This window comes from Pseudoduganella lurida (genome assembly GCF_007830455.1).
Lineage (GTDB): Bacteria > Pseudomonadota > Gammaproteobacteria > Burkholderiales > Burkholderiaceae_D > Rugamonas > Rugamonas lurida.
In genome coordinates this window covers 348,468-372,303 of the sequence record NZ_VLLB01000005.1, presented here as the reverse complement: position 1 = coordinate 372,303, position 23,836 = coordinate 348,468, and the positions used below count along the sequence as shown (strand labels likewise).

The following is a 23,836-nucleotide window of genomic DNA, read 5'->3' as shown; positions in this document are numbered from 1 at the left end:
GTGATGAATAAGACCGAACGGCCGGACCGCGTGCTACAGCGGTGTGCCGGCCGGGTGATCCGGTGTAATGACCCGTCCATGTTCGACGGTAAGTTTATCTTCGATGAACCAGCGGATGGCGCGCGGGTACAGCTTGTGTTCTTCGACCAAGAGGCGGGCCGACAGCGTGTCGGGCGTGTCGCCCGGCAGGATCGGCACGCTGGCCTGGTTCACGATCGGGCCATGGTCCAGCTCGGCCGTCACGAAATGCACGGTGGCGCCATGCTGCGCGTGGCCCGCCGCGATCGCCGCCTCGTGCGTGTGCAGCCCGGGGAACAGGGGCAGCAGCGACGGGTGGATGTTCAGCATGCGGTTCGCATAATGTTCCACGAACGCGGGCGTGAGGATGCGCATGAAACCGGCCAGCACCACCAGATCCGGCGCGAAACCGTCGATCACGGTCTGCAGTGCCGCGTCGAAGGCTTCGCGCGTGGGGTATTCCTTGTTCGCCACCACCGCGGTGGGAATGCCGCGGGATGCCGCGAAGTCCAGCCCCTTGGCATCGGCACGGTTGCTGATGACGGCGGCGATCCGCGCCGGCCACTGCTCGGCCTCGGCGGCCCGCACGACCGCTTCCATATTGCTGCCGCGGCCGGAAATCAGGATGACGATATTTTTCATGGCCGACATTGTAACCGCAGCGGCCGGTCAGCCCACCAAATGCCGGCCGCCTCCGCGGGGCCGATGGGGCTTATTCGAACGAATAGAAGACGCGGAACGGCACTTTCTTCTCGGCCCAGTAATCGGCCGCATCGCGGAACACGTCCAGCAGCGTTTCGCGCGCTTCGCGGTCGAATTTCTGGGTATTCGGCAGCTGTTCCAGCACGATCACGAAGCCCGGCTGCTCGCCGGCATTGGCCAGCGTTTCCGTCAGCGTGGTGCGCAGCGCGTCGAAGTTCTTGCCGCAGGGCTTGGGAAACCGGAACGATTCCGCGATGATGCCCAGCACCTGCTGCTTGGTCAGGCCCGCGTTGCAATGCGCATACAGAAAATGCTGGCCCAGGCGGCCGGCCTCCTCTTGCAGCTCAGCGACACGAAAGGCCCTGATGGACTGAACGAGGTGGGGCGGCACGGTTAAGAACAAACTCATTTTTCCCTCAAATCGACCTATGGGATGCCCGAAAATCCATGCGCCGTTCGGGCTGCAGGTTCCGTGCAAGGCGCCGCGGCGCGACGGTTTTCGAGGGTCTCCCTGTTTGCGTGCCGAATCCTGTTCGATGTCGACGGCACTGGCTGCGGGCGGGTCACTGCGCCGGCAGCGTTGCGTCAATGCTTCTGGTTCCATCGCCGTTGGCATCTGTGCTCTTATACCGAACCAGACCATTTCCATACGACAATTCGATCCCTAGGCTATAAGGGTAACGTGTTGTCCAGCATGAATCAACTTGAATGTGGCTCCCCGCGCAAGATTTGTTAAAACGCGGTCATTTTCAGCGCCCGTTAAGATGTTTTGCCGACAATCCCCTGGCCACGGCAGCCATTCTCCAGGTTACATTTTGTTGCCATGAGCGGGATCAAGCGCGGTGCGCCGGCGTTACCATAGACGCGAGGGGTTGCGTGCGCAGGCCCGGCCCACTTGCTGTCACACTGAGAAAAACCACATTTAAATCGAGGTACCCAAATGAAGCTGCAAGCAAAACTGATGGTTTCGGCGCTGCTGCTCGGCTCTCTCCCGGCCGTGCAGGCCGCCGATTTCGAGGATTCCGCCCGCGTGGTGCGCGTCACGCCGCAGGTTGAACGCGTCAATCGCCCGCACCAGGAATGCCGTACCGAATACGTGCAGGTCCAGCAGCCGCAGCAGCGCAGCGCCGGCGGCTCGATCCTGGGCGGCATCGCCGGCGCCGTGCTGGGCAGCCAGATCGGCAGTGGCGGCGGCCGCACCGCGGCCACCGTGGCCGGTGCGATCGGCGGTGCCGTGGTCGGCGACCGCGTCGACAACCAGAACGCGCCGCCACCGGGCGTGCAGGAACAGGCAGTGAAACAGTGCCGCACCGTGGACAGCTGGGAAAGCCGCACCACCGGCTACGAAGTCGTGTACGACTACCGCGGCCGCAACTACACCAGCTACATGAACTACGACCCGGGCGAAAACATCCGCCTGCGCGTGTCGGTGGAACCGCTGCAACGCTGATCCGCTGATCCGCTGCAACGCTGATCCGCTGATCCGCTTATCTGCTGTACCGATACTGCCGGCCTCGCGCCGGCAGTTTTCATTTGCGCGCTTGCTTCACGGCAAAGCGGCGCGGGATAATAGGCGATTAAGAAGGCGTCAACGGATCGCATCATGCTCATCAAACGTAAATCCATCGAACAAGTCGAGTCGTCGCGCCCCGCCAGCAAGCCTGCGGCCCGCGTCACCGCCAAGCCGCTGCCGAAGCCGCCGTCCAAGCCGGCCACTGCCTACAAGCCGAAGTTCGCGCCCGTCACGCTGTCCGAACAGGAGGGCGTGCGCTACCTGCACTTCGGCACCGAATGGGTCCAGGGTGCGATGCGCCTGCGCAAGCCGGACTGGCCGGAACTGGAATACGCCCAGCAGATGATGGCCTGGATGCTGTGGAACGCCGCGCCGCGCCGCATCGCCCAGCTGGGCCTGGGCACGGCGGCGCTGACCAAGTGCTGCTACAAGCTGTTCCCCGAAGCGCACGTGACGGCGGTGGAACTGAACCCGCACGTGATCGCCATCTGCCAGTCGATGTTCAAGCTGCCGCCGGACGACGCACGCCTGCAGGTACTGGAGATGGATGCGCTGGACTTCGTCAACGATCCCGCCAATCACGGCACGCTCGATGCGCTGCAGGTGGACCTGTACGACGCCACCGCGCGCGGCCCGGTGCTCGACTCGGCCGAGTTCTACGAGGCCTGCGCCGCCTGCCTGAACGACGATGGCATCATGACGGTGAACCTGTTCGGCGACCATCCCAGCTACGCGAAGAACCTGAAGGCGATGAAATACGCGTTCCCGCAAGTGGTCAGCCTGCCCGAGGTCCATGATGGCAACGTCGTCGCGCTGGCGTTCAAGCGCCGCCGCACGATCGACCCGCTGGCACTGGGCGCGCGTGCCGTCGATATCGTCGCGCAAACGAAGCTGCCCGCGAAGTCCTGGGTCAAGGGCCTGCTGGCGGCAAGCACCTGACAAGGGACCCATGACGAAAAATCTCGACCTGCAACAGATCTTCAGCTGGCTCCTCGCCGACGGCATGGTCGAGAAGCCCGGCGTGAAGGCCTTCTACACCCAGGCGCAGGGCATCCTGCGCAACACCGCCGGCTCGATGCATCCGCTGTGCGCCGTCGCCCACTGCAAGATCCTCTCCTCGAAACCGCCGCACAAGCAGCTTACCCTGGACGTGCTCACCGAATGGCTGGCGCAGCGCGCCCGCCTGCCGCTGTACCGCATCGATCCCCTGAAGATCGACTTCACGCGCGTGGCCGATGTGATGTCGGCCAGCTATGCGGCGCGCTTCAATATCCTGCCCGTGGAGATCACGGCCGACACGCTCACGGTGGCCACGGCCGATCCCTTCGCGCTCGAATGGGAACAGGAGATCGCCCGCATCTCGCGCCGTTCGATCCGCCGCGTGATCGCCAACCCGCTCGACATCGCCCAGTACACGGCGCAGTTCTTCGCGCTGGCCAAGTCGATCAAGAACGCCAGCAAGTCGACCGGCCAGGACCTGGCGCTGCGCAACAACTTCGAGCAGCTGGTCGAGATGGGCAAGACCAACCGCCAGGTCGATGCCAACGACCAGCACGTGATCAATATCGTCGACTGGCTGTGGCAGTACGCGTTCGAGCAGCGCGCCTCCGACATCCACCTGGAACCGAAGCGCGACATCGGCAACATCCGCTTCCGCATCGACGGCGTGCTGCACCAGGTGTACCAGGTGCCGGCCGTCGTGATGATCGCGATGACGGCGCGCATCAAGCTGCTGGGCCGCATGGACGTCATCGAGAAGCGCCGCCCGCAGGATGGCCGCATCAAGACCCGCACGGCCGGCGGCCAGGAGATCGAGCTGCGCCTGTCCACGCTGCCCACCGCATTCGGCGAGAAGCTGGTGATGCGCATCTTCGATCCGGATGTCGTCGTCAAGACGCTGCCGGAACTGGGCTTCCCGGCCGACGACGCGGCGCGCTGGGATGCGCTGACGCAGCGCCCGCACGGCATCATCCTCGTTACCGGCCCTACCGGTTCGGGCAAGACCACGACGCTGTACACCACGCTGAAGGCGCTGGCGACCTCGGAGGTCAACGTGTGCACGGTGGAAGATCCGATCGAGATGGTGGAAGCGTCGTTCAACCAGATGCAGGTGCAGCCGGGCATCGAGCTGTCGTTCGCCGATGGCGTGCGCGCGCTGATGCGGCAGGACCCGGACATCATCATGGTCGGCGAGATCCGCGACCTGGCCACGGCCGAGATGGCGATCCAGGCCGCGCTGACGGGCCACCTGGTGCTCTCCACGCTGCACACCAACGATGCGCCATCGGCCGTGATGCGCCTGCTGGAACTGGGCGTGCCCTACTACCTGCTGGAGGCAACGGTGATCGGCATCATGGCGCAGCGCCTGGTACGCACCTTGTGCCCGGACTGCAAGGAACCGGGCGGCGAGCTGGCGGACGACCTGTGGCAGGGTATCGGCGGCATCTGGAACCTGCCGAAGCCGGACCACGTGTACCGCCCGGTCGGCTGCCCGGAATGCCGCCAGACGGGCTTCCGCGGCCGCACCGGCATCTATGAACTGCTCACGGTGACGGAGCCGTTCAACGCGCTGGTGAAGGAAGCGACGGACATCACGGCGCTGCGCAAGCAGGCCATGGCGGACGGCATGAAGCCGCTGCGCATCGCCGGCGCGTGGAAGGTGATGGAAGGCGTGACCACGGCCGAGGAAGTGCTGAAGGTGACGGCCGCACTGGGCTAGTCGGGGCATTTGTGTCATCGCGCACGCACCGCTTGGCAAACCCGGCACGGCTGTATATAATGCGGCCTCTTTCGGGTCGTTAGCTCAGTTGGTAGAGCAGCGGACTTTTAATCCGTTGGTCGCAGGTTCGAGCCCCGCACGGCCTACCACTCGAAAGAAGCAGTCGTTGTAGCAGTAAAGCAGTCTTACGATGGGTCGTTAGCTCAGTTGGTAGAGCAGCGGACTTTTAATCCGTTGGTCGCAGGTTCGAGCCCCGCACGGCCTACCACGAATAGAATCAGGAAAGCCAACCGTTCGCGGTTGGCTTTTTTGTTTTCCGGCGCCGTTTCACTGCGGCCCATGATGTAAGATATTTTTTTATCAATGCATTAGCGAGGCATTCAGTGACGAGCGCCAAGCCGGCCCAACCTACCCGTTTCAACCTGCTGGCGGTGCAGCCCGGCGATGTGATCTTCGTACTTGGCAATCCCCGTGACCTTGCCGGCAAACTAAGGCAGACCATTAATATTCATGGCCAGCGCGTGCTCGCGTCAATGCGGGAGGACGGCCAGATCGACCTGCAGGAAAAGCTGCCGCATTATTCGCACGTGATGCTCGGCCTGGGCAATGGCTGCATCATCCATGCAGACGGTACCTCGGTCGCGGTCGAAGTCTTCCACGATGCCCTGCATTTCGATCGCGGCGATGCGTACAGCTTCAAGGTGTACCGCAAGCGTGGCCTCAAGGACTCAGCGCTCTCCGCCGTCACGCAGCATGCGCAGGCTTACTTCGGCCAGCGCTATTCCTTCCTCACCCACCTGCGCGAGCAACAGCCGGAGGATACGACCCAGTTCTGCTCGCGCCTCGTGGCGCATGCCTATCGCGAAGCGGGCGCGCCGTTGAACGACCAGCAGGACAACAAGGCACTGCCGGTCGACCTGTACCTGGCCTGCCAGGGCGAGGACTGGGAAGATGTCTCGGCCAGCTTCATCGAAGACGAGCTTGCCGCGCCAATCCAGGCCCTGTTCGACGACATCGACCAGGCGGTGCTGGGATCGGCACGCTTGCTGGGCGCTCTGCACACCCTGCAGCACAACCATCACGAGCAGGCTCAGGCCATCGAGGAAAATCTGCTGGCAGCCTCGCAGTCGTACCATGAACAGGCCCTCCTGGTGCGCCGGCACCCGGACCAGATGAACGACATGGTAGCGGACGGGATCTGCACTGTGCTGGGCGCTCTGGATACGCTCCTGGAAGCGGCGCGACTGCCGACCCTCGACACTCTCGTGCCGCCACTGGTGCAGGACAGCGCACGGTTACCGTATGTCGGCATACCCATGCCCGCGGCGCTGCAGGCGACACGGCTGGAACGGGCGAGCCTCGGCGTCCATACCGATTATGTACGGGCCGAGATCGGCATGTACGCGATCCTCGGCAGGATCGTCGTCGACGACGAGCGGTTCGCCCCGTTCCGCGCCATCGATGCGCGGCATGTGGACCGCTTCGAAGCTGCGCTGCAAAGTCCCGCGGCCCACCAGGTGCTGCCGGCGCAGCCGTTCGCCTGGGCAGCCGATGCGCGCCTGCGAGGCGACCTGCAGCGCATCTCGCAATTCCTGCTGGCGGCGTGCGCCGGCCTGGCGCTGCACCGCGCGCAGCAGCAGTCCGCGGAATGAACGCCGCGCTTTGCGGCATCTGGCCTTCTACTTGCCCATCTTCAGCCGCCACAGCGACGTGGGCAGCGCGATCGGCGCATCCGGCTTGAAGAACGACGAGTCCTGGATGCGCGACGTGGTCACGTACAGGCTGCCGTCGGCACCCTGGCCGAAGGTATCGGGCCAGCGCAGGCGCTCGTCCTGCACCAGCACGCGCGGCGCCGCATCCTTCTTCGCCAGGTCGCGCACCTTGATCGAGCTGTCTTCCGGCGACGTGATGTACATCTGCTTGCCGTCGCGGTCGATCAGCAGGCCGTCCGCCACGCCGTTCTTGCCGACCGTTTCCACTTTCTTGGCGATGTCGCCGCCCTTCCAGCCTTCTTCCGTCAGCGTGCGGGTGGCGATGCGGTACAGCGTGTCGCCCTTGATTGCCTGCCAGTAGAGGTACTGGCCGTCCGGCGACAGCGCGATGCCGTCGGCGGAGAATTCCACGCCCTTGCCGTCCGGACGGCGCAGCGGCCTGCCATCGGCCTTCACGACCAGGCCCTTCTTCACCTGCGTGGACGGGTCGCCGTCCAGCAGGCGCTTGGCCTCGCCGGTGCCCAGGTCGACCACCACGATCGCGCCGCGCACGCCGGAGTCGGTGATGTAGGCCCATTTGCCGTCCGGCGAGAAGCGCACGTCGTTCAGGTAGGAACCCTGCAGCGCCACGCTTTCCGGGAAGCGGATGTTCTGCTGCACGGCGCCCGAAGCAAGGCTGAGGCGCACCAGCTTCGGCCCGCCCGGCACGATGGTGGCCTGCGCCGGCGCGGCCGGATCGAGCACCCACAGGTTGCCCTTCCTGTCCGCGACCACGCTCTGCACGCACACCCAGTGCTCGCCGGCCGACAGCTCATCCTTCTTCGCGTTGCGCCACGCGTTCCACTCCGCGTTCGGGAACGGCACCGCGGCGCCGTTCTTCACTTCGGCCACGGAGACGGGCGAATCCTCCGTCCAGCGGGGGAAGTTGACGAAGATGCGGTTGTCCTCGGCGACCGTGACACCGGTGACCTGGTGGCCGAAGTCCGCGACCTTTTCCAGCGTGGCGCTGCGGTTCTGCGCCGTGGCGGGAGCGGCAGCAACGACGCCGGCAAAGGCCAGCAGGATGGCGCTGCGGATGAGCGATGACGGAGAACGCGATGGCATACAAGTCCTTTCGAGAGCGGGCACCGGCAACGCCGGGCCGCGAAAATGGGTGAAGCCGATGATCGCACAGCGGGTCGATGTTTCGGCAGGGTAGCGAATCGGGGTCTGCTACAGTGCCGCTTTTCGAAGGAGACGGGATGAACTGGTTGTTCCTGGCGATCGCGATCGTGGCCGAAGTGATCGCCACGTCCGCGCTGAAGGCGTCCGAAGGCTTTGCGCGGCCGTGGCCATCCGCAGTCGTGGTGGTGGGGTATGGGCTGGCGTTCTACCTGCTGTCGCAGACACTGCGCACGATTCCGATGGGCGTGGTGTACGCCATCTGGTCCGGGGCCGGCATCGTGCTCATCACGCTGGCCGGCTACGTGCTGTATCGCCAGCGGCTCGATACGCCGGCGCTGGTGGGCATCGGGCTGATCGTGGCCGGCGTCGTCGTCATGCAGGTGTTCTCGAAGACGACCGGCCACTGAGCCTTAGCGTTGAGCCTCAGCATTGAGCCTTAGCGTTGAGCCTTGCGATTGCGTCCTGCTACGGCAGCCAGCCTTTCAGCTCGTCGGTGCGACGGTCGGTCAGGCGGGTCTGCCATGCGGCGGCCGGCACCGACGGGTAGCGCAGCCTGGCAAACGCCACCCACGCATCGCGGTAGGCGATCCAGGACCGCTGCGTGGCGCGGATGCCGTCCTTCGTGACGGTGCCGTCGCCCACTTCGCCCTTCTCGTTCGCGGGCAGGGCCATCAGCTTGCGGTAGGCCGCGTTCAGCGCCGCGTCGGCGCGGGCGACATCGACAGCCTTCGGCAGTTCGCCCTTATCCGCGGTGCGCAGGTCGTCCAGCAGCTGGTCTTCCACCGCGGCTGTCGCCTCGATCGCGAACGCGGCGCGCGCGGTCCCGGAGAGGTCGGTTTCGTCGTTCCCGACATGCTTTGCGAAGGCCGTGGTGGCCTTGCGCAGCCTGTCGTAGGAAGGACGCTGCGCTGCCGTCAGGGCCTTCTCGATCGTCGCGTAGCGCGTGTCGCGCTGCCGGCCGTGCGCCTCCTCGGTAATGCGGGCACAGAAGCCGCCCATGTAGCCGCTGGTGATGTCGTCGCACAGGTCGAAGCGCTTGCTGTCCTTCCCGGCCTTCATCGCCAGCAGGTGCTCCACGCGATACTTCGTTTCCATCGCCGCGCCATCGACACGGCAGGCATGCGCGATCGCGCGGTCCAGGTCGCGCCCCACGCCCAGGCCGTTCGCGTAGAGCATCATCAGCACCGCGTCGTTCTTTTCCTTCTCGGCGCAGGCACGCACGCCCTGCCAGTCCGCCGTGGCACCGCGCCTGAGCTGTTCGTAATACGAGCCGATCGGGCTGCAGCGTTCGAAGCCTTCGGAAATCATTTGCGGCTCCGGCAGGTTCGCCGGGCACTGCGCCGGCGCGGCAGCAGCCGCGTTCACCACGCACGCAAGCAGGCCGACCGCGAGCGCACGCACCGCGCCGTTCACGCCATCACCCGCGCGCTGCCGGAAACACGTACCGCACTGCCCTGCCCCGGCAATGCCTCGGCATGCAGGTGGCACGGCACGCCCATGTCCTCGCCCTGCACGATGTCGATCGCCGTGGCCGGCCAGCCGATCTCGCGCAGGTAGCCGGCCAGCGCCGCCGCCGCGGCACCGGTGGCCGGGTCTTCGTACACGCCGCCCGATGCGAACGGGTTGCGGGCATGGAAGCGCGTGGCCGATTCGGCATGCACGATGGCGATGGTGGCCCAGCCTTCGCGGCGCATCAACGTGCGGCCCGCATCGAGGTCGTAACGCATGGCGCCCAGTGCAGCGCGCGTCTTCAGTGCCAGGATCAGGTGGCCGGCGCCGCCATTGGCCAGGGCCGGCGGCATGCGGGGATCGAGATCGTCGTGCGTGTAGCCGAACAGCGCCAGCGCCTCGTTCACGATGGCCGCTGGTGCGGCGCTGCCGGTGGCCGGTGGCGAGACGAGGCTGGCCGTGATGGCGCCACCGGCCTCGGCCCCCTCGACGGTGACCTGCGCATGGTTCGTTTGCAGCGCATAGGTGCCGGCGCCCCGCTCCAGCGCCAGTGCGGCGCCGAGGGCAATCGTGGCGTGGCCGCAGAACGGCACCTCCGATTCGGGCGAGAAGTAGCGCACCCGCCAGCCGTCATCCAGCGGTGCCGCGAACACCGTTTCGGAATAGCCCACGGCGGCGGCCACACGCCCCATCGTCCCGTCATCCGGCAACGCCGTGCCGATCCACACGCCGGCGGGATTGCCGCCGCTGTCGCCGGCGCAGAACGCCGCGATCCTTCGTACCTGTTCGATCATTCGTGCTCTCCTTTGCCGGCCAGTATAAACGGGCGGCAGTCGGTCGCACAGCTTTGCCGGCAGGGGCGGCACCTCCCAAAAAAAAGACCCGCACGAGGCGGGTCCGATGGAGCCGGTGCAGCTTACTTCACCTGGATCGAGCTCTTCACTTCCGTGACACCGTTGACGCCACGGGCCAGTTCCACGGCGCGGTCGGCTTCCGCTTTCGACGGCACGAAGCCGCTCAGCATCACCACGCCTTTTTCCGTTTCCACGTGCACGTCCATCGCCTTCACGTTGCGGTCGGCAGCCATGTCGGCCTTGACCTTGGCGGTGATCATCGTGTCGGACATCACGGCCTGGGCGCCACCGGCAGCCACGGCGGTTTTCTCACGGGCCGACTGGGCCATCTCCGACGACTTTTCCTTCGTGGCCTGTGCCAGTTCAGCCGTCTTCGCCTTCGTTTCCTGGGCGGTCTCGGAGGTTTTCGCGCGCTGCGTCATCTCCGCCGTCTTTTCCTTCGTCGCGGCGACCATCTCGGCGGTTTTCTCCTTGGCGGCCTGGGCGACTTCGACGGTTTTTTCCTTGGCGTTCTGCGCGGCGACGGCGGTACGGTCGCGCACGTCGGCGGCGCTGGCGGCCACGGCGCTGCCGTCGGCGTTATTTACCAGCACGGCGGTGCGGCCGTCCGCCGTGGCCGATGCCGTCGCATTGGCCTTCATGGAACGGGCCTGGGCCTGGCAGGAATTCTTGGCGTCGCCCGCCAGGTCGTCGCATTTTTCCTTGGCCAGCTCGTACTTCGCATCGGCCAGCTTGCGGTCGGCCTTCTGCAGTTCGGTGCCGGTGTTCTTGTGCTGGGCCACCGCATCGCGCTCGGCCTGGGCACGGGCGACTTTCGCCTCTTCCGTGCACACGTCCTCGGCGTTGTCCTTCAGCGTGTCGCACTGCTTCTTCGCCGATTTGTAGGTGGCTTCGGCCTTGTCATGCGCCGCCTTGTAAGCTGCGCTGTCGTTGTTCTGGCCGAAGGCTACTGCGCTGACCAGCGCCAGCGTGATGAAAGCTGCTTTTTGCATGGTAGGTCCCCTGAAGTTGATTGACAGGGAAGATTAAACGCTGCCGTGGCCCATCCATCTGTGCGCGAGCGAACGCAGAAGGGCCAACGTTGCCAAAATGTCACTCAGGCATGAGCAGGCCGGTGCTCCACAGCGATGCCGCCTGGTCGAAGGGATTGCTGCCAGCGGGGAAGGCGCTGCCCTGCCGCGCCAGCTTCAGCCAGGCGCGCGTGTCGTGGGAGCCGTGGCTGGCCGGCTGGTCGTCACGGACCTGGCGCAGCCATGCATAAACGCGGCCGTATTCTGCGGGATGACGCTGCTGTGTCCAGGCCAGTGCGACCAGGTCCGAGTACCCCTCCTCGCGGCGCGTTTCGCGCAGCTGCTTCGACAACGCCAGCAGCCGCGGATTCTCGCCGGACTCATGCCCCGTCTCCGTGAAGCCCGCCGGCAGCGCATGCCAGTTGCCCTGTGCGTAGCGCCAGCAGTGGCCCACTTCATGTGCCGTCATCGCTTCGATCAGCACGTCCCGTCCGCCATCGGGCACGTTGGCAAGCACGCCCTCCGCATTCGGGTTGCCACGCATCGACAGCACCAGCTTGCAGCGGCCTTCCTTGAAGCCCATCGCCAGCGGCACGTCGTTCGGACCGGCCTTCGGCTGGGCGATGATATCGATCGGCAGTTGCAGGGTTTTGGCGAATTCCAGCACCGGCGAGGCAGCGTTCAGCCAGCGGATTTCGGTGGACGTCAGATCGGCGGCGGCAGCGGAACCGATGAGGCAAGAGGACAGCAGCAGAGGCAGAAACTTGGGCATGACAAACTCCGGCGGGAAAAGTCACTATACATGCCACTTGGCAATTTAAACCATCGAAACCGGTGCTGTTACAAAATTTTGCCTTGTAGAAATCGACATCTTTGCGTGAAAGTTAATCGCTCGGACCGGTGACGCGCTCAGAACTCTTCCCAGCCGTCGTCCGGTTCGCTACGGGCGTTGATCGTCTTGCGGCGGGCGGGGCCGATCGCGACAGGTTGTATGACAGGTTTTATCGCAGGTGCGACGGCAGGTTTCCCCGCTGTTTCGGCAGGCGGCCTGGCACGGGACGGTGGCGCTTCCTTGATGGGGCGGGAGGGAACGATGGCCAGGACCGGCGCTGCCGGCTTGTCGGCCAGCTGGAACACGCCCACCAGGCCGGCCAGGTGGCCCGCCTCGTCCTCCAGCGACAGCGCGGCCGCTGCGGCCTGCTCCACCAGCGCGGCGTTCTGCTGCACCGCCTGGTCCATCTCGGCCACGGCGGCATTGACCTGTTCGATGCCGGCGGTCTGCTCGATGCTGGCGGTGGAGATCTCGCCCATGATGTCCGTCACGCGCTGGACGCTACGGACGATCTCCGCCATCGTTGCACCGGCCTGGTCGACCAGCCGGGCACCGCCTTCCACGCGCTGCACGGAGTCGTCGATCAGCTCCTTGATCTCGCGGGCCGCGCCGGCCGAGCGCTGCGCCAGGTTGCGCACTTCCGCGGCCACCACGGCAAAGCCGCGGCCCTGCTCGCCCGCCCGCGCCGCTTCCACGGCGGCGTTCAGGGCCAGGATATTGGTCTGGAAGGCGATGCTGTCGATGACGCCGATGATGTCGACGATCTTGCGCGAGGAAGCATTGATGGACGCCATCGTCTGCACCACCTCGGCCACCACCGTGCCGCCCCTGGTCGCCACTTCGGAGGCGGACAGCGCCAGCTGGTTGGCCTGCCGCGCGTGATCCGAGTTCTGCCGCACCGTGCCGGTGAGTTCCTCCATCGCCGCGGCGGTCTGTTCGATATTGCCGGCCTGCTGTTCGGTGCGCTGCGACAGGTCGCGGTTGCCGGCGGCGATCTCGCGCGAATTCGTCGCCATCGCCCCCGTGCCCTGCCGCACCTCGCTGACGATCTCCACCAGGCTGTCGCGCATGCCGCACAGCGCGTGCAGCAGGCTGGTTTCGTCACCGTCGCGCGTGTCGATGCGCACGGCCAGGTTACCGGCCGCGATGGCAGCCACGATCTCCGATGCCTGCCGCGGCTCTCCCCCCAGCTGCCGCTGCAGGCCGCGGTGGATCAGGTAGACGGCGGCGCTGCCCACCGTTAGCGCGCTGAAGCACAAAGACGCCAGCAATGCGGCAAACCCATGCGACAGGCGCCCTGCCGATGCCAGGTCGGTGGCGTGCTCCTGCGGGTGGGCGGCGGCATGGATGAGGAAGCGGTCGATCGCGTCGACGCGGTGGATGGCGATGGCCGTCACGGCGATCAGCAGGACGAACACCAGTCCGAACCCCAGCGCCAGGCGGGTGCGGACGGTCGTGCGGTGGAGATTCATGCGAGGTCCCTGTTTATGAGAGGAAACAGGGCAACGGTAGCATGGGCAGACGGCTGGAATTGCCGTGAATCACTACGGTTTGAGGCGGGCCAAACCCGTGCGCACTTCCTGCGCGAGCACGTGGCGTCCGCCAACAAACCTTGCCGTCGCCAAGGCCGGGCTCGTCACATCCCGGGGGCAGCCGGGGTTTCGCGGAACCTGCTCCGCGCGGCGAAGCGGTCCAGCCTTGCAAGGCCGGTCACCTTCCAGGTGTAGTGACCCGGAGTCATAGCTTGACGAAGGCCGAGTTCGTGTCACGGTGCTGACCCCAAGTGACACGAGCTCGACCTTACACGAGCTCGACCTTAAACGAGCTGGGCCTTACACGGGCTCGGCATTACACGAGCTCGGCCTTGGTGGCGTCCCCGCTCACTTCGCCAGCAGCGCGGCGGCGGTGGGGAACGCAGGGCGGATGTCGTGCGGCACGGACTTCATGCGGTCGAGTGCCTTCTGCACATCCGGACGGATGACGACGTACTGCGTCATCATCGCCTGGGCGCGCGCATAGTCGCCGGTGGCTTCGATCGTCAGGAACTCGCGGTCGAGGTCCGTCACGGCCTGGCGGATCTTCGCGAAGTCGACCGAGAAGGTGCCGTCGCCATGCGACACGAAACCGCCGTGGTCGAGCAGGTAGTTGACCTGGATGGCCATGCCGCGCGCGTGCGAATCCGTCAGGCCGAAGTGCAGCGTGCGGAAGGCCGAGGCCAGGAACGTCGTGTGCAGCTTGCGTTCGGCCGCCTCGCCCTGGCCCAGCGTGTCCTTCAGCTGGCCCTTGTCGAGCATCGTCATCAGCGCGTACAGGCCCGTGACATCGGCCTTGGCTTCCTCGATCGTCGCGTAGGTGTCCTTCAGGTCCTGGCGCGGCGTGGACTTGCCGCCCTGCGTGCTGTGCGGGCCGAGACCGTGGGTGATCTCGTGCGCCAGGATGTGCGTGAAGAAGGAATTGAAGTCGACGTCCGCCTGGTCCTGCGGACGCAGCACCAGCCTGGCGATCGGGCTCAAGGTGGCGCGGAACTTCGCTTCCTGCACGTTCTTGAGCATCACGCGCTTGGAGCCGCGCTGGCTGATGATGCGCTCGTCGTTCGGCAGGTTGTAGGCGGCCGTCTGCACGCCCATGTTGCCGTCGCCGGCGCCATACACCTGGTTGACGACGACCATCGGCGCCACCGCGCCCACCTTCGGATTGCGGTACTTCGCATCGATCGGCAGGCTGTCCTCGATTTCCTGCATGTGGCTGGCGAAGAAGTCGAGCTTCCGGGTTTCCTGCTGGTCGCGGATGTTCACGTAGGCTTCGAACGCGGCTTTGTAGCCGAACAGTTCGTCGTTGTAGGTCTCGTAGGGACCGATCGTCACGTCCACGGGGGAGTCCAGGTCCATCCAGGCGAAATCGGAGGCCAGGTAATCGTTGGACAGGAACGCTGCCGCGCGCAGGGTCAGGAATTTTTTCAGCGACGCGTTATCGGTGGCGGCCGCGGCTTCCTTCAGCAGGCCGGCAAGCTGCGTCAGCTCCGCCTTGTATTCCTCCGCGTATCTCACGGTGCGGTACTTGCCATCGGGCCCCGTGCGAATGGTGGTGAAGAACCATTGCGCCTCCCCCTTCTGCGGCGTGGGCTGGCTTTCGATCCACTGTTCGAGTGCCCCCTTCGTGGCGCCCTCCGGATAGAAGTTGGCGGCATCGGGCTTCGTCGCGGGGATCGCGATGCCGCCCAGTTGCGCAGGCAGGAAAGACGCGTTGCCATCGAGGATGGACCACGGCCCCTTGTTGAGCCAGAAGTAATCGGCGCGCGCCTTGCCCAGCGGCGAGGCATCCTTCTGCAGCACGTTCCAGAGCGCTTCGTTGTGCATCCAGCGCTGGCGCAGCTGCAGCGTATCGACGATCTTTGCGGCTTCGATCAGCTTCGCAATCGCCGCCCGGTCGCCGGCCGACAGCGCCGATGTATCGGCCTTCAGCTCGACGGGCGCGTAGCGCTGCGTCATGCGGTTCAGGTCCGCCAGCGTGGCCGGCGCTGCGCTGGCCGATGCGGGCGTGGCGGCGCATGCTGCCAGCATCAGCGGGATCAGGAGATTTTTCATGGCGTAGGGTCCGTGGAACAGACGCCCATTGTAATCCCCACGCTGCCACTGCCGGGCTCGTGTCGCCCGGATCAGTAGACGCGGTACACCTTGCCCGTCTCCGGGCCATCGACGCTGCGCTGGTAGGCCAGCGCGACGCGCGTGCCGTCGGCCGGTTCAAAGCCGGGAAACAGGTGGCCATAAACGGCTGCGGATTCCGTGAGCACGGTCGGCGCGACGACGTTGATGCGCACGCCCCGCTGCAGATCGAGCGCCGCGCCGGCCACGAAGCCTTCCAGCGCCAGGTTCACCGCCATCGCGTTGGCGCCGTGCCGGATCGCATGGCACGCGTCGATGCCGGAGGTCAGCGTGATCGAGCCGCCGTCGTTCAGCGCATGCTGCGCGGCCAGTGCCACGTGCACCTGGCCCATCAGCTTGCTGTCCACGCCGATCCGGAACTGCGCCGGCGTCATCGCGTGAAAAGGCGCCAGATGCAGCGCTCCGGCGGCAACCACCACGCCATCGACCGCGCCGGTGCGCCGGAACAGCGCCTGCACGCTGGCATGATCCTCGATGGCAACCCGTTCCTGCCCGCTGCCGCGACCGGCCGTAATGATGTCGTGATGGCCGCCCAGCCGTTCCACGACGGCGCGGCCGATGGTGCCTGCGGCACCGATGACGATGATCTTCATTTGCAGCTCCTGTCCGTTTGGGAAGCCCAGTATCGGCTTCCGTGTCGCAACAATAAATGCGCTAGCATGACGGGCATTCGAAACCAGGAGTTCGCAATGGACAAATTGCGCAGCATGCAAGTATTCGTCGCAGCCGTCGACGCCGGCAGCTTCGCGGCGGCGGCGGAGCGCTGCGGGATGTCGGCCGTCATGGTGGGCAAGCACATCCGCGCGCTGGAACAGATGCTGGGCGCGGCGCTGCTCCGGCGCACCACGCGGCGCCATGCGCTGACGGAGATCGGCCGGCGCTATGCGGACGAGTGCCGCGCCATCTTCGCGCAGATCAGCGCCGCGGAATCGGGGGCGGAGACGATGCGCGCGGCGCCGCGCGGTCTGCTGAAGGTGACCGCGCCCGTCTCCTTCGGCTCGCAGTGGCTGGCGCCCGCGCTCACCGACTACCTGGCGGTGCACCCGGAGGTGACGGTCGACCTGAACCTCAACGACCGCACCGTCGACCTGGTCGAAGAAGGATTCGATGTCGCGGTGCGCATCGGCGCGCTGCCCGATTCCGGCATGGTGGCCCGGCCTCTACAGCCGTATGCGATGGCGGTCTGCGCGTCGCCCGCGTATCTGGAACAGCATGGCACGCCGCGCACGCCGGCCGATCTCGCGCGGCACGAATGCCTGGAGTTCACCGGCTGGCTGCCGGGGGCGCGCTGGAAACTGAAGGGGGACAAGGATGGCCGTCACGTGCCGTCCGGACGTTTCCGTTCGAACGGCACGGCGGCGCTGCGCATGGCCGCCTTGCACGGCTTCGGCATCGTGATGCAGGCGGAGCTGATGCTGGCGGACGACATCGCGGCCGGGCGCCTCGTGCCGCTGCTGCGGGACTGGCTGCCGGCACCCCGGCCGATGCATCTGGTGTACCCGCGCGACCGGCGCGCCATGCCGAAGCTGACGACGTTCGTCGACTTCCTGCTGGCGCGCCTGGCGCCGTGATCAGGCGACTTCGGTCACGAACTGGTCGAGCGGACGGCGCACCTTCGGCAGGTTCACCAGCCAGTCGCCCTCTTCCTGGCGATAGCCCAGCGGCAGCATGGCAACGCTGCGCAGGCCCTTCTCGCGCAGGTTCAGGATCTTGTCGACGGACGGCGGATCGAAGCCTTCCAGCGGCACGCAGTCCACTTCCTCGAACGCGGCCGCGATGATCGCCGCGCCCAGGCCCAGGAACGCCTGGCGGGCCGTATGGCTGAAGTTCGTTTCCGCGTCACGCTGCGGGTAGGACGACAGCAGCTGCTGGCGGTAGGCTTCCCAGCCTTCGTTGCGGAAACCGCGCACTTCGTTCGTGAGGTCGAACATGTGGTTGATGCGCTCGGCCGTGTAGTTGTCCCATGCGGCGAACACCAGCAGGTGCGAGCTGTCCACCACCTGGCCCTGGTTCCAGGCGACGGCCTTGATCTCCTCGCGGATGGCCGGGTTGGTGACCACGAAGATCTCGAACGGCTGCAGCCCGCTGGAAGTCGGCGCGAGGCGTGCGGCCTCGATGATGCGGTCGACCTTCTCGCGCGGCACCTTGCGGCTCGGATCCATTTTCTTGGTGGCGTAGCGCCATTGCAGTTTGTCCAGCAGTTCCATTGTGATTCCTTGATTGATGTGGGCAAATGCCCGAACCCGTAACGCTACACGATCCCCGCCAACCTTGCCGGGCCCGGCTCGATAATGTTAAAGCCGAGCCCGTGTCCACCCTGGGGTCAACCCCGTTTTCGGACACGAGCTCGGCCGCTACACGGCTGAGCTCGTGTCCATGTCGGGGTCTGACCCCAAGGTGGACACGGGCTCGGCTGTACGGCTGGCTTACTGCGCGGCCAGCGTGGCGAGCCCGCCCTGCGGCTGCCAGCCGGCGCCGAGGGCGCGGGCGACGGCGACGGCGGCCAGCAGCCGCTGCGTGTCGATCTGCACGGCGGCGCGGTCGGCGGAGAGCGAGCTGCGCTGGGCATCCGTCACGTCCAGGTAGGTCGACAGGCCGCGCTCGTAGCGGGCGCGGGCGACGAGGTAGGCCCGCTGCGCCGCTTCGCGCGACACGGCCTGCGCCTGGCCCTGGCGCTGGCGCTGCTGCACGTCGGACAGCGAATCTTCCACTTCGCGCAGCGCCGTCAGCAGGCGGTTCTGGTGGTTGGCCAGCGCCTCGTCGTAGCGCGCCTGGGCGACCGCCAGGTTGGCCTTGTTGCGGCCGCCATCGAGCACGGGCAGCGACAGGGCCAGCGGGCCGAAGCTGAACTGGCGCGAGCCGCCCTTCGCGATCTCGGACAGGCTCTCGGACGCGAAGCCGAAGTTGCCGGTCAGGCTCAGCGACGGATAGAACGCCCCTTCCGCGACGGCGATATTGGCATTGGCCGCCTTCAGGTTGGCCACGCTCTCCGCGAGGTCGGGACGCTGGCCCAGCAGGCTGGCCGGCAGGCCGACGGGAATCGCCGGCGGCTGCGGCAGCGCGGCATCGGTCGTGGTACCGGCAACCGCGGGCAGCACGGTCGACGAAGGCGATGCGCCCAGCAGCACGGCCAGGCCATGCTCCAGCGCGTTGCGCTGGCGCTGCACTTCTTCCAGATCGGCTTCGGCATTGGCGCGCTCGATGCGGGCGCGGGCCGTGTCCAGCTCATTCGTCAGGCCCGCATCGAAGCGCGCGTTGACCAGCTGCTCGGTCTCGCGGCGCGTGTCGAGGGCGCCGCGCAGGATCGCCGTCTCGGCATCCAGGCCGCGCAGCTGCCAGTAGGCGGTGGCCACCTGCGAGGTCAGCACCAGCATCACGCCATCGCGGTCGGCCTGCGCGGCCAGCGCCTGCGCATCGGCGGCCTCGATGGCACGGCGCACCCGGCCCAGCAGGTCCAGCTCGTACGAGAACGACGTCCCCACCGAGTAGTTGTTGCCCTCGATGGCGCGGCGGCCCAGCGCGATGCCCTGCGACGTATTGGCCGAGGTGCGCGAGTTCGAGATGCCGGCGCTCACGTTCAGCTGCGGACGGTCGTTCGCCCGCACCACGCCCAGCTGGGCCTCGGCCTGCAACAGCCGCTGCGCCGCCGCCTTCACGCTCGGGCTGTCGGCCAGCGCCTGCTGCTCCAGCTGGTTCAGGGTCGCGTCGCCGAACACGCTCCACCACTGCTGCGGCAGGTGCGCCGCGGCGTCGGTCGTGCCCTGCGCATGGCGGAAGCTCGCCTCGGCGACATTGGCCGGCGCCTTGAAGTCGCTGCCCACGGTGGCGCAGCCGGACAGGATCAGTGCGGCCGAAGCCACCGCCAGGGTCATGTTTTTCTTGAAGAACATAGTTACCTCGAAAATTTTAGTGTCCGCCGCCGCCGGGGCCGGACGGGGACTTCACCTTGTCGGACAGCCACAGGATCGCGATGCAGGACAGCAGGATGCAGCCGACGAGGAAGAAGCCGTCGTTGTAGGCCATCACGAACGATTCGCGCCGCACGATGCCGTCAATTGCTTTCAAGGCCTTATCCGCCGCGTTGGCCGGATCGAAGCCCTGGCCGATGAAGGCCTGCGTCATCGCATTGAGCCGTTCCTGCGTGGCCAGCGAGAAGCTCGTCACCGATTCGCCCAGGCGAGCCGAGTGGAAGTGCTCGCGCTGCGTGAGCGCCGTTGCCAGCAGGGCGATGCCGATCGAGCCGCCCAGGTTGCGCGTCATGTTGAACAGGCTCGAAGCGGACGCCATGTCCTTCGGCGCGATGCCGTTCATGGCGAAGTTCGACAGGGTCAGCATCACGAACGGCTGGCCCAGCGCGCGGATGATCTGCGACAGCATCAGCTGGTCGTAGCCCGTGGTGGCATCCATGTAGGCGTTCATCAGGCAGGAGCCGCCGAACAGCAGCAGGCCGAACGAGCACAGGATGCGGTTGTCGATCTTCGAGGACAGCTTGGCCACGAACGGCATGATGAACAGCTGCGGCAGGCCGACCCACATGATCACCTCGCCGATCTGCATCGGCGAATAGCCGGCGATCTGGCCCAGGAACAGCGGCAGCAGGAACGCCGAGCCGTACAGGCCCATGCCCAGCACGGCGGACAGGCCCGTCGCCACCAGGAAGTTGCGCCGGCCATACAGGCCCAGGTTGACGAACGGCTGCGCGCGCGTCGCGCTGGTCACGATCCAGCCCAGCAGGCCGAAGATCGCCAGGCCCGCGAACGTGACGATGAAGGCGGAATCGAACCAGTCCTTGCTGTTGCCCTCTTCCAGGAACACGGTCAGGCAGCCCAGGCCCAGCGCCATCAGGCCGATGCCGAGCCAGTCGGCATTCCACAGCTGGTCGAGCTGCTTCTTTTCCTTGTCGAGGCCATATGCGATGCCGGCGATCAGCAGCACGCCCGGCACCCAGTTGATGTAGAAGATCGACGGCCAGCCATACAGCTCCGTCAGGTAGCCGCCCAAGGTCGGGCCCATCGCCGGCGCCAGCGTGGCCGTCAGGCCGAACAGCGCCATGCCCGTCGCGCGCTTCTGCGGCGGCAGCTTGGACATCACCAGCGTGAAAGCCATCGGTATCAGCGCGCCGCCGGTAAAGCCCTGCAGCATGCGGAAGGCGATCATGCTCTCCAGGTTCCAGGCGAAGCCGCACAGCGTGGAGAACAGCAGGAACAGCGCGGTGGTGCCCATCATGTAGCCGCGCAGCGAGAACACGCGCGTGAGCAGCGCCGTGAGCGGGATCACGATGATCTCCGCCACCAGGTAGGCGGTGGAGATCCACGAGCCCTCTTCCTGCGTGGCGGACAGCGAACCGAGGATGTCCTTCAGCGAGGAGTTGGTGATCTGGATATCCAGCACCGCCATGAAGGCGCCCAGCATGCCGGCGGCCACGGCGATCCAGGTACGCGGCGACACGGCGCCGGTGGCCTGGCCCATCGCCGGCCCGCCCGGCGGCGCGGCGGCGGTAGTCTGCGAACTCATTGCGGGCGCCGCTTAGTTGACGCGGGCTTGCTGCTGGGCCGGGGCGCGGGTGTCGTCGCCGATCGCCACTTCCGCGATCACGGACATGCCCGGCACCAGGCGACCGGCCAGCGCCTTCTGGTCTTCCGGCTTCAGCGTGATCTTGACCGGCACGCGCTGCACGATCTTCGTGAAGTTGCCGGTGGCGTTATCGGCCGGCAGCAGCGCGAACTGGTTGCCGGAGGCCGGCGCGAAGCTGTCCACGCGACCCGTCACTTCATGGCCGGGAATCGCATCGACGCTGATGTGCACCGGCTGGCCCACGTGCATGTCGGCCAGCTGGGTTTCCTTGAAGTTGGCGGTGATCCACACGTCGTCCTGCACCAGCGCCGTCAGCTGCTGGCCCGCCGTCACGCGCTGGCCCACTTCCACGGTGCGGCGGCCCACGCGGCCGGCCACGGGTGCCAGCACCTGGTTGTACGCCAGCTGCTGCTCGGCGTCCTTCAGCTGCACTTTCAGCACGTCGATCTGCGACTTCAGCACGTCGCGTGCGGACTGCGCGGCGGCGATCTGCGCATTGGCGGCGGTGGCGCTGTCCTTGCGCGCGGCCACGTCGGCGGCAGCGCTGGCGCGGCCCGCGTTGGCGGCATCGAGCTCGGCTTTCGACACGGCCTTCATCTGGTTCGTGTACAGCTGGCTGTAGCGGTCGGCATCCTGGTTGGCACGCACCTGCAGTGCCTGCGACTGCTTCACCTGCGCGGCCGCAGCGGCAGCCTGTGCCTTCACCTGGGCGATCTGCGCCTCGGCCTGCAGCACCTGGGTTTCCGCGCTGGCAATCTGCGCGCGCATCTGGTCGACCTTCACGCGCTGGTCGAACGGGTCGAGCTCGGCGATCACGTCGCCCGCCTTCACATACTGGTTATCCTCGATCAGCACCTTCGTGACCGTGCCGGCGATCCGGGACGATACCGGATGCACGTGACCCGTCACATAGGCGTTCTCGGTTTCCACGAAGTGCGCGCTGCGGTACCACATGCGGCCGCCGGCGGCGAGCGCGGCCACGGCGATCACGCCGGCGATGATGAGGACACGCCGGTTCGGCTTTTTCGCTGGCGCGGCAGGCGCAGCAGCGGCAGCTGGCGGCACGGCGTTGAGCACTTTTTGTTCTGGCTGGGTGGACATGGGGGCACTCCGAGAAATGAAATGGTATCCGCGCATTATTGGATAAAGGTTTGGGGAAGTCAAGAAATGAAACGGTTGCATTTCATTTTGATGTGCCTTACAGTGATGCCATCCAACGCTTTAGGTATTTCCACGTATCAATGGCCAGCAAATCAAAAGACCCCGCAGTACCGACTGAACAGGAGCCCGAGCAGGAGCCTTGCCCGGTGGCCCGTGCCGGCCGTCCGAAGGCTTGCGAGAGCGAAGCCCGCACCCAGGAGCTGATGACGACGGCGTTCCAGCTGTTCCTGGAAAAGGGCTATTCGAAGGTCAGCCTGGAAATGATCGCCCGCAAGGCCCACGTGGCGGTGCGCACCATCTACGTGAAGTTCGGCGGCAAGAGCGGCCTGTTCCGCGAGATCCTGAAGACGGGCCGCGACGCGGCCTTCCAGTCCATGGAGGACCTGGCCACGACGCAGGCGCCGATGCGCGAGGTGCTGCTCGACTTCGGCCTGCGCATGCACGAGCTGATCTCGTCCGGCCCCGTCATCCAGCTGCACCGCATGGTGATCGCGGAGGCGCACCATGACCGCGAACTGGCCGAAGCGTTCTTCGAGGGCGGCCCGCAGCGCACGCGCGCCGCGCTGCAGCGCTATTTCTCGCGGCCGGACGTGCGTGCCCAGCTGCGCGACCTGCCGGCCGACGTGCTGGCCATCCACCTGATGAACTGCCTGATGGGCGACCAGCTCAAGCGCTACCTGTTCATGCTGCCCTGCGCGGACGGCATCGATCCGGCCCTGCTGGGCCAGCGGGTGGACCTGTTCCTCGGCGGGGCAAAACTCGGGCCCGCATCTTCGTGACCGGCTTAGTGGTAGTGCTCGATTGACAATGCTTGACGACGGCGGCGCGCGGGCCCATCCTTGGGGACAGCTCTTCCGTACGCTACCGTACAGAGGACAGTGTTACCGCCAGAGATACTGGCGACCTTAAATCAGAATCGACAGGGGAACTGTATGAGCAAGTTTGACCGGCTGCAATGGAGCCAGAAAGTCGCGGCGCTGAACGAGCGCATCCGCGGCTTCCAGGCGAACCCCACTCCCGAACAACTGGAACTGGCGATCAGCGAACTGCGCGCCTATGCCGATGCCGCCAACGACGGGATGGAAATCCCCGAGCGCTTCATCGCCAGCTGACCGCCACCGACACATGACGACCGGGCTGTGCCCGGTTTTTTTATTTGGAGATCCCATGAGTGAAGAAAACCACGACCAGCAGTTCTGGCAGCTGATCGACCAGTTCATCCGCCACGCCAACGAACAGGGCGAGGCCAGCGGCGCCCCGCCGCACGTGGCCGGCGCCGCCCTGCTGTTTGCCGCCACCCGTTTCAATGCCTACCTGCTGGCCCACAATGCCGGCAGCGCCGAGCAGCTGGCGGCCAGCCGCGCCGAGTCGCTGGAATACTTCCGCGGCCAGTTCGAAAAGATGATGGAAGAGAACGTCACCGACTACGAGAAGAACTTCGACAAATACATGGCGCCGTGACCAGG

General features: G+C 66.1%; 23 protein-coding genes and 2 tRNA genes. 11 read left to right on the top strand and 14 right to left on the bottom strand.

What is annotated here, in order from left to right:
- Positions 1-33 precede the first annotated feature (33 nt).
- Positions 34-660 carry a phosphoribosylglycinamide formyltransferase gene (gene purN, locus IP91_RS16380; RefSeq protein WP_145650140.1) on the bottom strand — a complete coding sequence of 209 codons (627 nt, stop codon included), beginning with the start codon at positions 658-660 and terminating at the stop codon, positions 34-36.
- 70 nt (positions 661-730) lie between these two features.
- On the bottom strand, positions 731-1,369 hold the full coding sequence (locus IP91_RS26475; protein WP_229474532.1) for a barstar family protein: 639 nt from the start codon (positions 1,367-1,369) through the stop codon (positions 731-733).
- 291 nt (positions 1,370-1,660) lie between these two features.
- On the opposite strand from IP91_RS26475, the gene IP91_RS16370 reads away from it, so the two are divergent.
- The 6 genes from IP91_RS16370 to IP91_RS16345 all read left to right on the top strand — a co-directional run bounded on the left by IP91_RS16370 (position 1,661) and on the right by IP91_RS16345 (position 6,604).
- Positions 1,661-2,170, top strand: coding sequence for a glycine zipper 2TM domain-containing protein (locus IP91_RS16370; RefSeq protein ID WP_145650139.1), 510 nt, complete (start codon positions 1,661-1,663; stop codon positions 2,168-2,170).
- A gap of 153 nt (positions 2,171-2,323) precedes the next feature.
- Positions 2,324-3,172, top strand: coding sequence for a spermine/spermidine synthase domain-containing protein (locus IP91_RS16365; protein ID WP_145650138.1), 849 nt, complete (start codon positions 2,324-2,326; stop codon positions 3,170-3,172).
- Between the two features lie 10 nt (positions 3,173-3,182).
- The gene (gene tfpB, locus IP91_RS16360) at positions 3,183-4,952 is read left to right on the top strand and encodes a type IV pilus assembly ATPase TfpB (protein ID WP_145650137.1); all 1,770 of its coding nucleotides are present in this window, start codon (positions 3,183-3,185) and stop codon (positions 4,950-4,952) included.
- Between the two features lie 73 nt (positions 4,953-5,025).
- A tRNA-Lys gene (locus tag IP91_RS16355) sits at positions 5,026-5,101 on the top strand.
- Between the two features lie 43 nt (positions 5,102-5,144).
- Positions 5,145-5,220 (top strand) — tRNA-Lys (locus tag IP91_RS16350).
- Between the two features lie 115 nt (positions 5,221-5,335).
- Entirely contained in the window at positions 5,336-6,604 is a 1,269-nt protein-coding gene (locus tag IP91_RS16345) for a hypothetical protein (RefSeq protein ID WP_158643163.1), read from the top strand.
- A 27-nt stretch (positions 6,605-6,631) separates the two neighbouring features.
- On the opposite strand, the gene IP91_RS16340 is transcribed toward IP91_RS16345, so the two are convergent.
- Entirely contained in the window at positions 6,632-7,768 is a 1,137-nt protein-coding gene (locus tag IP91_RS16340) for an SMP-30/gluconolactonase/LRE family protein (protein WP_145650135.1), read from the bottom strand.
- Between the two features lie 137 nt (positions 7,769-7,905).
- Between IP91_RS16340 and IP91_RS16335 the strand changes: the two genes are divergently transcribed.
- A complete protein-coding gene (locus IP91_RS16335) occupies positions 7,906-8,235 on the top strand; it encodes a DMT family transporter (RefSeq protein ID WP_145650134.1) in 330 nt (109 codons plus the stop codon).
- A 58-nt stretch (positions 8,236-8,293) separates the two neighbouring features.
- On the opposite strand, the gene IP91_RS16330 is transcribed toward IP91_RS16335, so the two are convergent.
- From IP91_RS16330 to IP91_RS16300, 7 genes are all read right to left on the bottom strand, one after another.
- A complete protein-coding gene (locus IP91_RS16330) occupies positions 8,294-9,136 on the bottom strand; it encodes a lysozyme inhibitor LprI family protein (protein WP_145650133.1) in 843 nt (280 codons plus the stop codon).
- 101 nt (positions 9,137-9,237) lie between these two features.
- Positions 9,238-10,071, bottom strand: a complete 834-nt coding sequence (locus tag IP91_RS16325; RefSeq protein ID WP_145650132.1) for a PhzF family phenazine biosynthesis protein — start codon at positions 10,069-10,071, stop codon at positions 9,238-9,240.
- Positions 10,072-10,193: 122 nt separating this feature from the next.
- Positions 10,194-11,123, bottom strand: coding sequence for a BON domain-containing protein (locus IP91_RS26470; RefSeq protein ID WP_145650131.1), 930 nt, complete (start codon positions 11,121-11,123; stop codon positions 10,194-10,196).
- A gap of 100 nt (positions 11,124-11,223) precedes the next feature.
- Positions 11,224-11,913 (bottom strand): hypothetical protein, encoded by a 690-nt coding sequence (locus IP91_RS16315; RefSeq protein WP_145650130.1) that lies wholly within the window; start codon positions 11,911-11,913, stop codon positions 11,224-11,226.
- A 137-nt stretch (positions 11,914-12,050) separates the two neighbouring features.
- Positions 12,051-13,445, bottom strand: coding sequence for a methyl-accepting chemotaxis protein (locus IP91_RS16310; RefSeq protein ID WP_145650129.1), 1,395 nt, complete (start codon positions 13,443-13,445; stop codon positions 12,051-12,053).
- 408 nt (positions 13,446-13,853) lie between these two features.
- On the bottom strand, positions 13,854-15,557 hold the full coding sequence (locus IP91_RS16305) for a DUF8614 domain-containing protein (protein ID WP_145650128.1): 1,704 nt from the start codon (positions 15,555-15,557) through the stop codon (positions 13,854-13,856).
- Between the two features lie 71 nt (positions 15,558-15,628).
- A complete protein-coding gene (locus tag IP91_RS16300) occupies positions 15,629-16,228 on the bottom strand; it encodes a short chain dehydrogenase (protein WP_145650127.1) in 600 nt (199 codons plus the stop codon).
- A gap of 96 nt (positions 16,229-16,324) precedes the next feature.
- Between IP91_RS16300 and IP91_RS16295 the strand changes: the two genes are divergently transcribed.
- Positions 16,325-17,206 (top strand): LysR family transcriptional regulator, encoded by an 882-nt coding sequence (locus IP91_RS16295; RefSeq protein WP_145650126.1) that lies wholly within the window; start codon positions 16,325-16,327, stop codon positions 17,204-17,206.
- Here IP91_RS16295 and IP91_RS16290 read toward each other — a convergent pair whose 3' ends face one another.
- From IP91_RS16290 to IP91_RS16275, 4 genes are all read right to left on the bottom strand, one after another.
- The gene (locus IP91_RS16290) at positions 17,207-17,842 is read right to left on the bottom strand and encodes a nitroreductase family protein (protein WP_145650125.1); all 636 of its coding nucleotides are present in this window, start codon (positions 17,840-17,842) and stop codon (positions 17,207-17,209) included.
- A gap of 219 nt (positions 17,843-18,061) precedes the next feature.
- Entirely contained in the window at positions 18,062-19,525 is a 1,464-nt protein-coding gene (locus tag IP91_RS16285) for an efflux transporter outer membrane subunit (RefSeq protein WP_145650124.1), read from the bottom strand.
- Positions 19,526-19,541: 16 nt separating this feature from the next.
- A complete protein-coding gene (locus IP91_RS16280; protein ID WP_145650123.1) occupies positions 19,542-21,149 on the bottom strand; it encodes a DHA2 family efflux MFS transporter permease subunit in 1,608 nt (535 codons plus the stop codon).
- Positions 21,150-21,161: 12 nt separating this feature from the next.
- A complete protein-coding gene (locus tag IP91_RS16275) occupies positions 21,162-22,310 on the bottom strand; it encodes an HlyD family secretion protein (protein ID WP_145650122.1) in 1,149 nt (382 codons plus the stop codon).
- 206 nt (positions 22,311-22,516) lie between these two features.
- Here IP91_RS16275 and IP91_RS16270 point away from each other — a divergent pair, with 206 nt between their 5' ends.
- The 3 genes from IP91_RS16270 to IP91_RS16260 all read left to right on the top strand — a co-directional run bounded on the left by IP91_RS16270 (position 22,517) and on the right by IP91_RS16260 (position 23,831).
- On the top strand, positions 22,517-23,149 hold the full coding sequence (locus tag IP91_RS16270) for a TetR/AcrR family transcriptional regulator (protein ID WP_158643162.1): 633 nt from the start codon (positions 22,517-22,519) through the stop codon (positions 23,147-23,149).
- 153 nt (positions 23,150-23,302) lie between these two features.
- Positions 23,303-23,482: a hypothetical protein gene (locus IP91_RS16265; RefSeq protein ID WP_145650120.1), complete on the top strand. Its 180-nt coding sequence runs from the start codon at positions 23,303-23,305 to the stop codon at positions 23,480-23,482.
- 55 nt (positions 23,483-23,537) lie between these two features.
- Positions 23,538-23,831, top strand: coding sequence for a DUF3144 domain-containing protein (locus IP91_RS16260; protein WP_158643161.1), 294 nt, complete (start codon positions 23,538-23,540; stop codon positions 23,829-23,831).
- Positions 23,832-23,836 lie beyond the last annotated feature (5 nt).

Bases quoted from the DNA above. Each gene is read 5' to 3' on its own strand.
- IP91_RS16290 (WP_145650125.1), bottom strand. From the start codon at position 17,842: ATGGAACTGCTGGACAAACTGCAATGGCGCTACGCCACCAAGAAAATG.
- IP91_RS16285 (WP_145650124.1), bottom strand. From the start codon at position 19,525: ATGTTCTTCAAGAAAAACATGACCCTGGCGGTGGCTTCGGCCGCACTG.
- IP91_RS16295 (WP_145650126.1), top strand. From the start codon at position 16,325: ATGGACAAATTGCGCAGCATGCAAGTATTCGTCGCAGCCGTCGACGCC.
- tfpB (WP_145650137.1), top strand. From the start codon at position 3,183: ATGACGAAAAATCTCGACCTGCAACAGATCTTCAGCTGGCTCCTCGCC.
- purN (WP_145650140.1), bottom strand. From the start codon at position 660: ATGAAAAATATCGTCATCCTGATTTCCGGCCGCGGCAGCAATATGGAA.
- IP91_RS16275 (WP_145650122.1), bottom strand. From the start codon at position 22,310: ATGTCCACCCAGCCAGAACAAAAAGTGCTCAACGCCGTGCCGCCAGCT.
- IP91_RS16315 (WP_145650130.1), bottom strand. From the start codon at position 11,913: ATGCCCAAGTTTCTGCCTCTGCTGCTGTCCTCTTGCCTCATCGGTTCC.
- IP91_RS16265 (WP_145650120.1), top strand. From the start codon at position 23,303: ATGAGCAAGTTTGACCGGCTGCAATGGAGCCAGAAAGTCGCGGCGCTG.
- IP91_RS16335 (WP_145650134.1), top strand. From the start codon at position 7,906: ATGAACTGGTTGTTCCTGGCGATCGCGATCGTGGCCGAAGTGATCGCC.
- IP91_RS16330 (WP_145650133.1), bottom strand. From the start codon at position 9,136: ATGATTTCCGAAGGCTTCGAACGCTGCAGCCCGATCGGCTCGTATTAC.
- IP91_RS16370 (WP_145650139.1), top strand. From the start codon at position 1,661: ATGAAGCTGCAAGCAAAACTGATGGTTTCGGCGCTGCTGCTCGGCTCT.
- IP91_RS16280 (WP_145650123.1), bottom strand. From the start codon at position 21,149: ATGAGTTCGCAGACTACCGCCGCCGCGCCGCCGGGCGGGCCGGCGATG.
- IP91_RS16305 (WP_145650128.1), bottom strand. From the start codon at position 15,557: ATGAAAAATCTCCTGATCCCGCTGATGCTGGCAGCATGCGCCGCCACG.
- IP91_RS26475 (WP_229474532.1), bottom strand. From the start codon at position 1,369: ATGGAAATGGTCTGGTTCGGTATAAGAGCACAGATGCCAACGGCGATG.
- IP91_RS16365 (WP_145650138.1), top strand. From the start codon at position 2,324: ATGCTCATCAAACGTAAATCCATCGAACAAGTCGAGTCGTCGCGCCCC.
- IP91_RS16325 (WP_145650132.1), bottom strand. From the start codon at position 10,071: ATGATCGAACAGGTACGAAGGATCGCGGCGTTCTGCGCCGGCGACAGC.
- IP91_RS16310 (WP_145650129.1), bottom strand. From the start codon at position 13,445: ATGAATCTCCACCGCACGACCGTCCGCACCCGCCTGGCGCTGGGGTTC.
- IP91_RS26470 (WP_145650131.1), bottom strand. From the start codon at position 11,123: ATGCAAAAAGCAGCTTTCATCACGCTGGCGCTGGTCAGCGCAGTAGCC.
- IP91_RS16300 (WP_145650127.1), bottom strand. From the start codon at position 16,228: ATGAAGATCATCGTCATCGGTGCCGCAGGCACCATCGGCCGCGCCGTC.
- IP91_RS16340 (WP_145650135.1), bottom strand. From the start codon at position 7,768: ATGCCATCGCGTTCTCCGTCATCGCTCATCCGCAGCGCCATCCTGCTG.
- IP91_RS16260 (WP_158643161.1), top strand. From the start codon at position 23,538: ATGAGTGAAGAAAACCACGACCAGCAGTTCTGGCAGCTGATCGACCAG.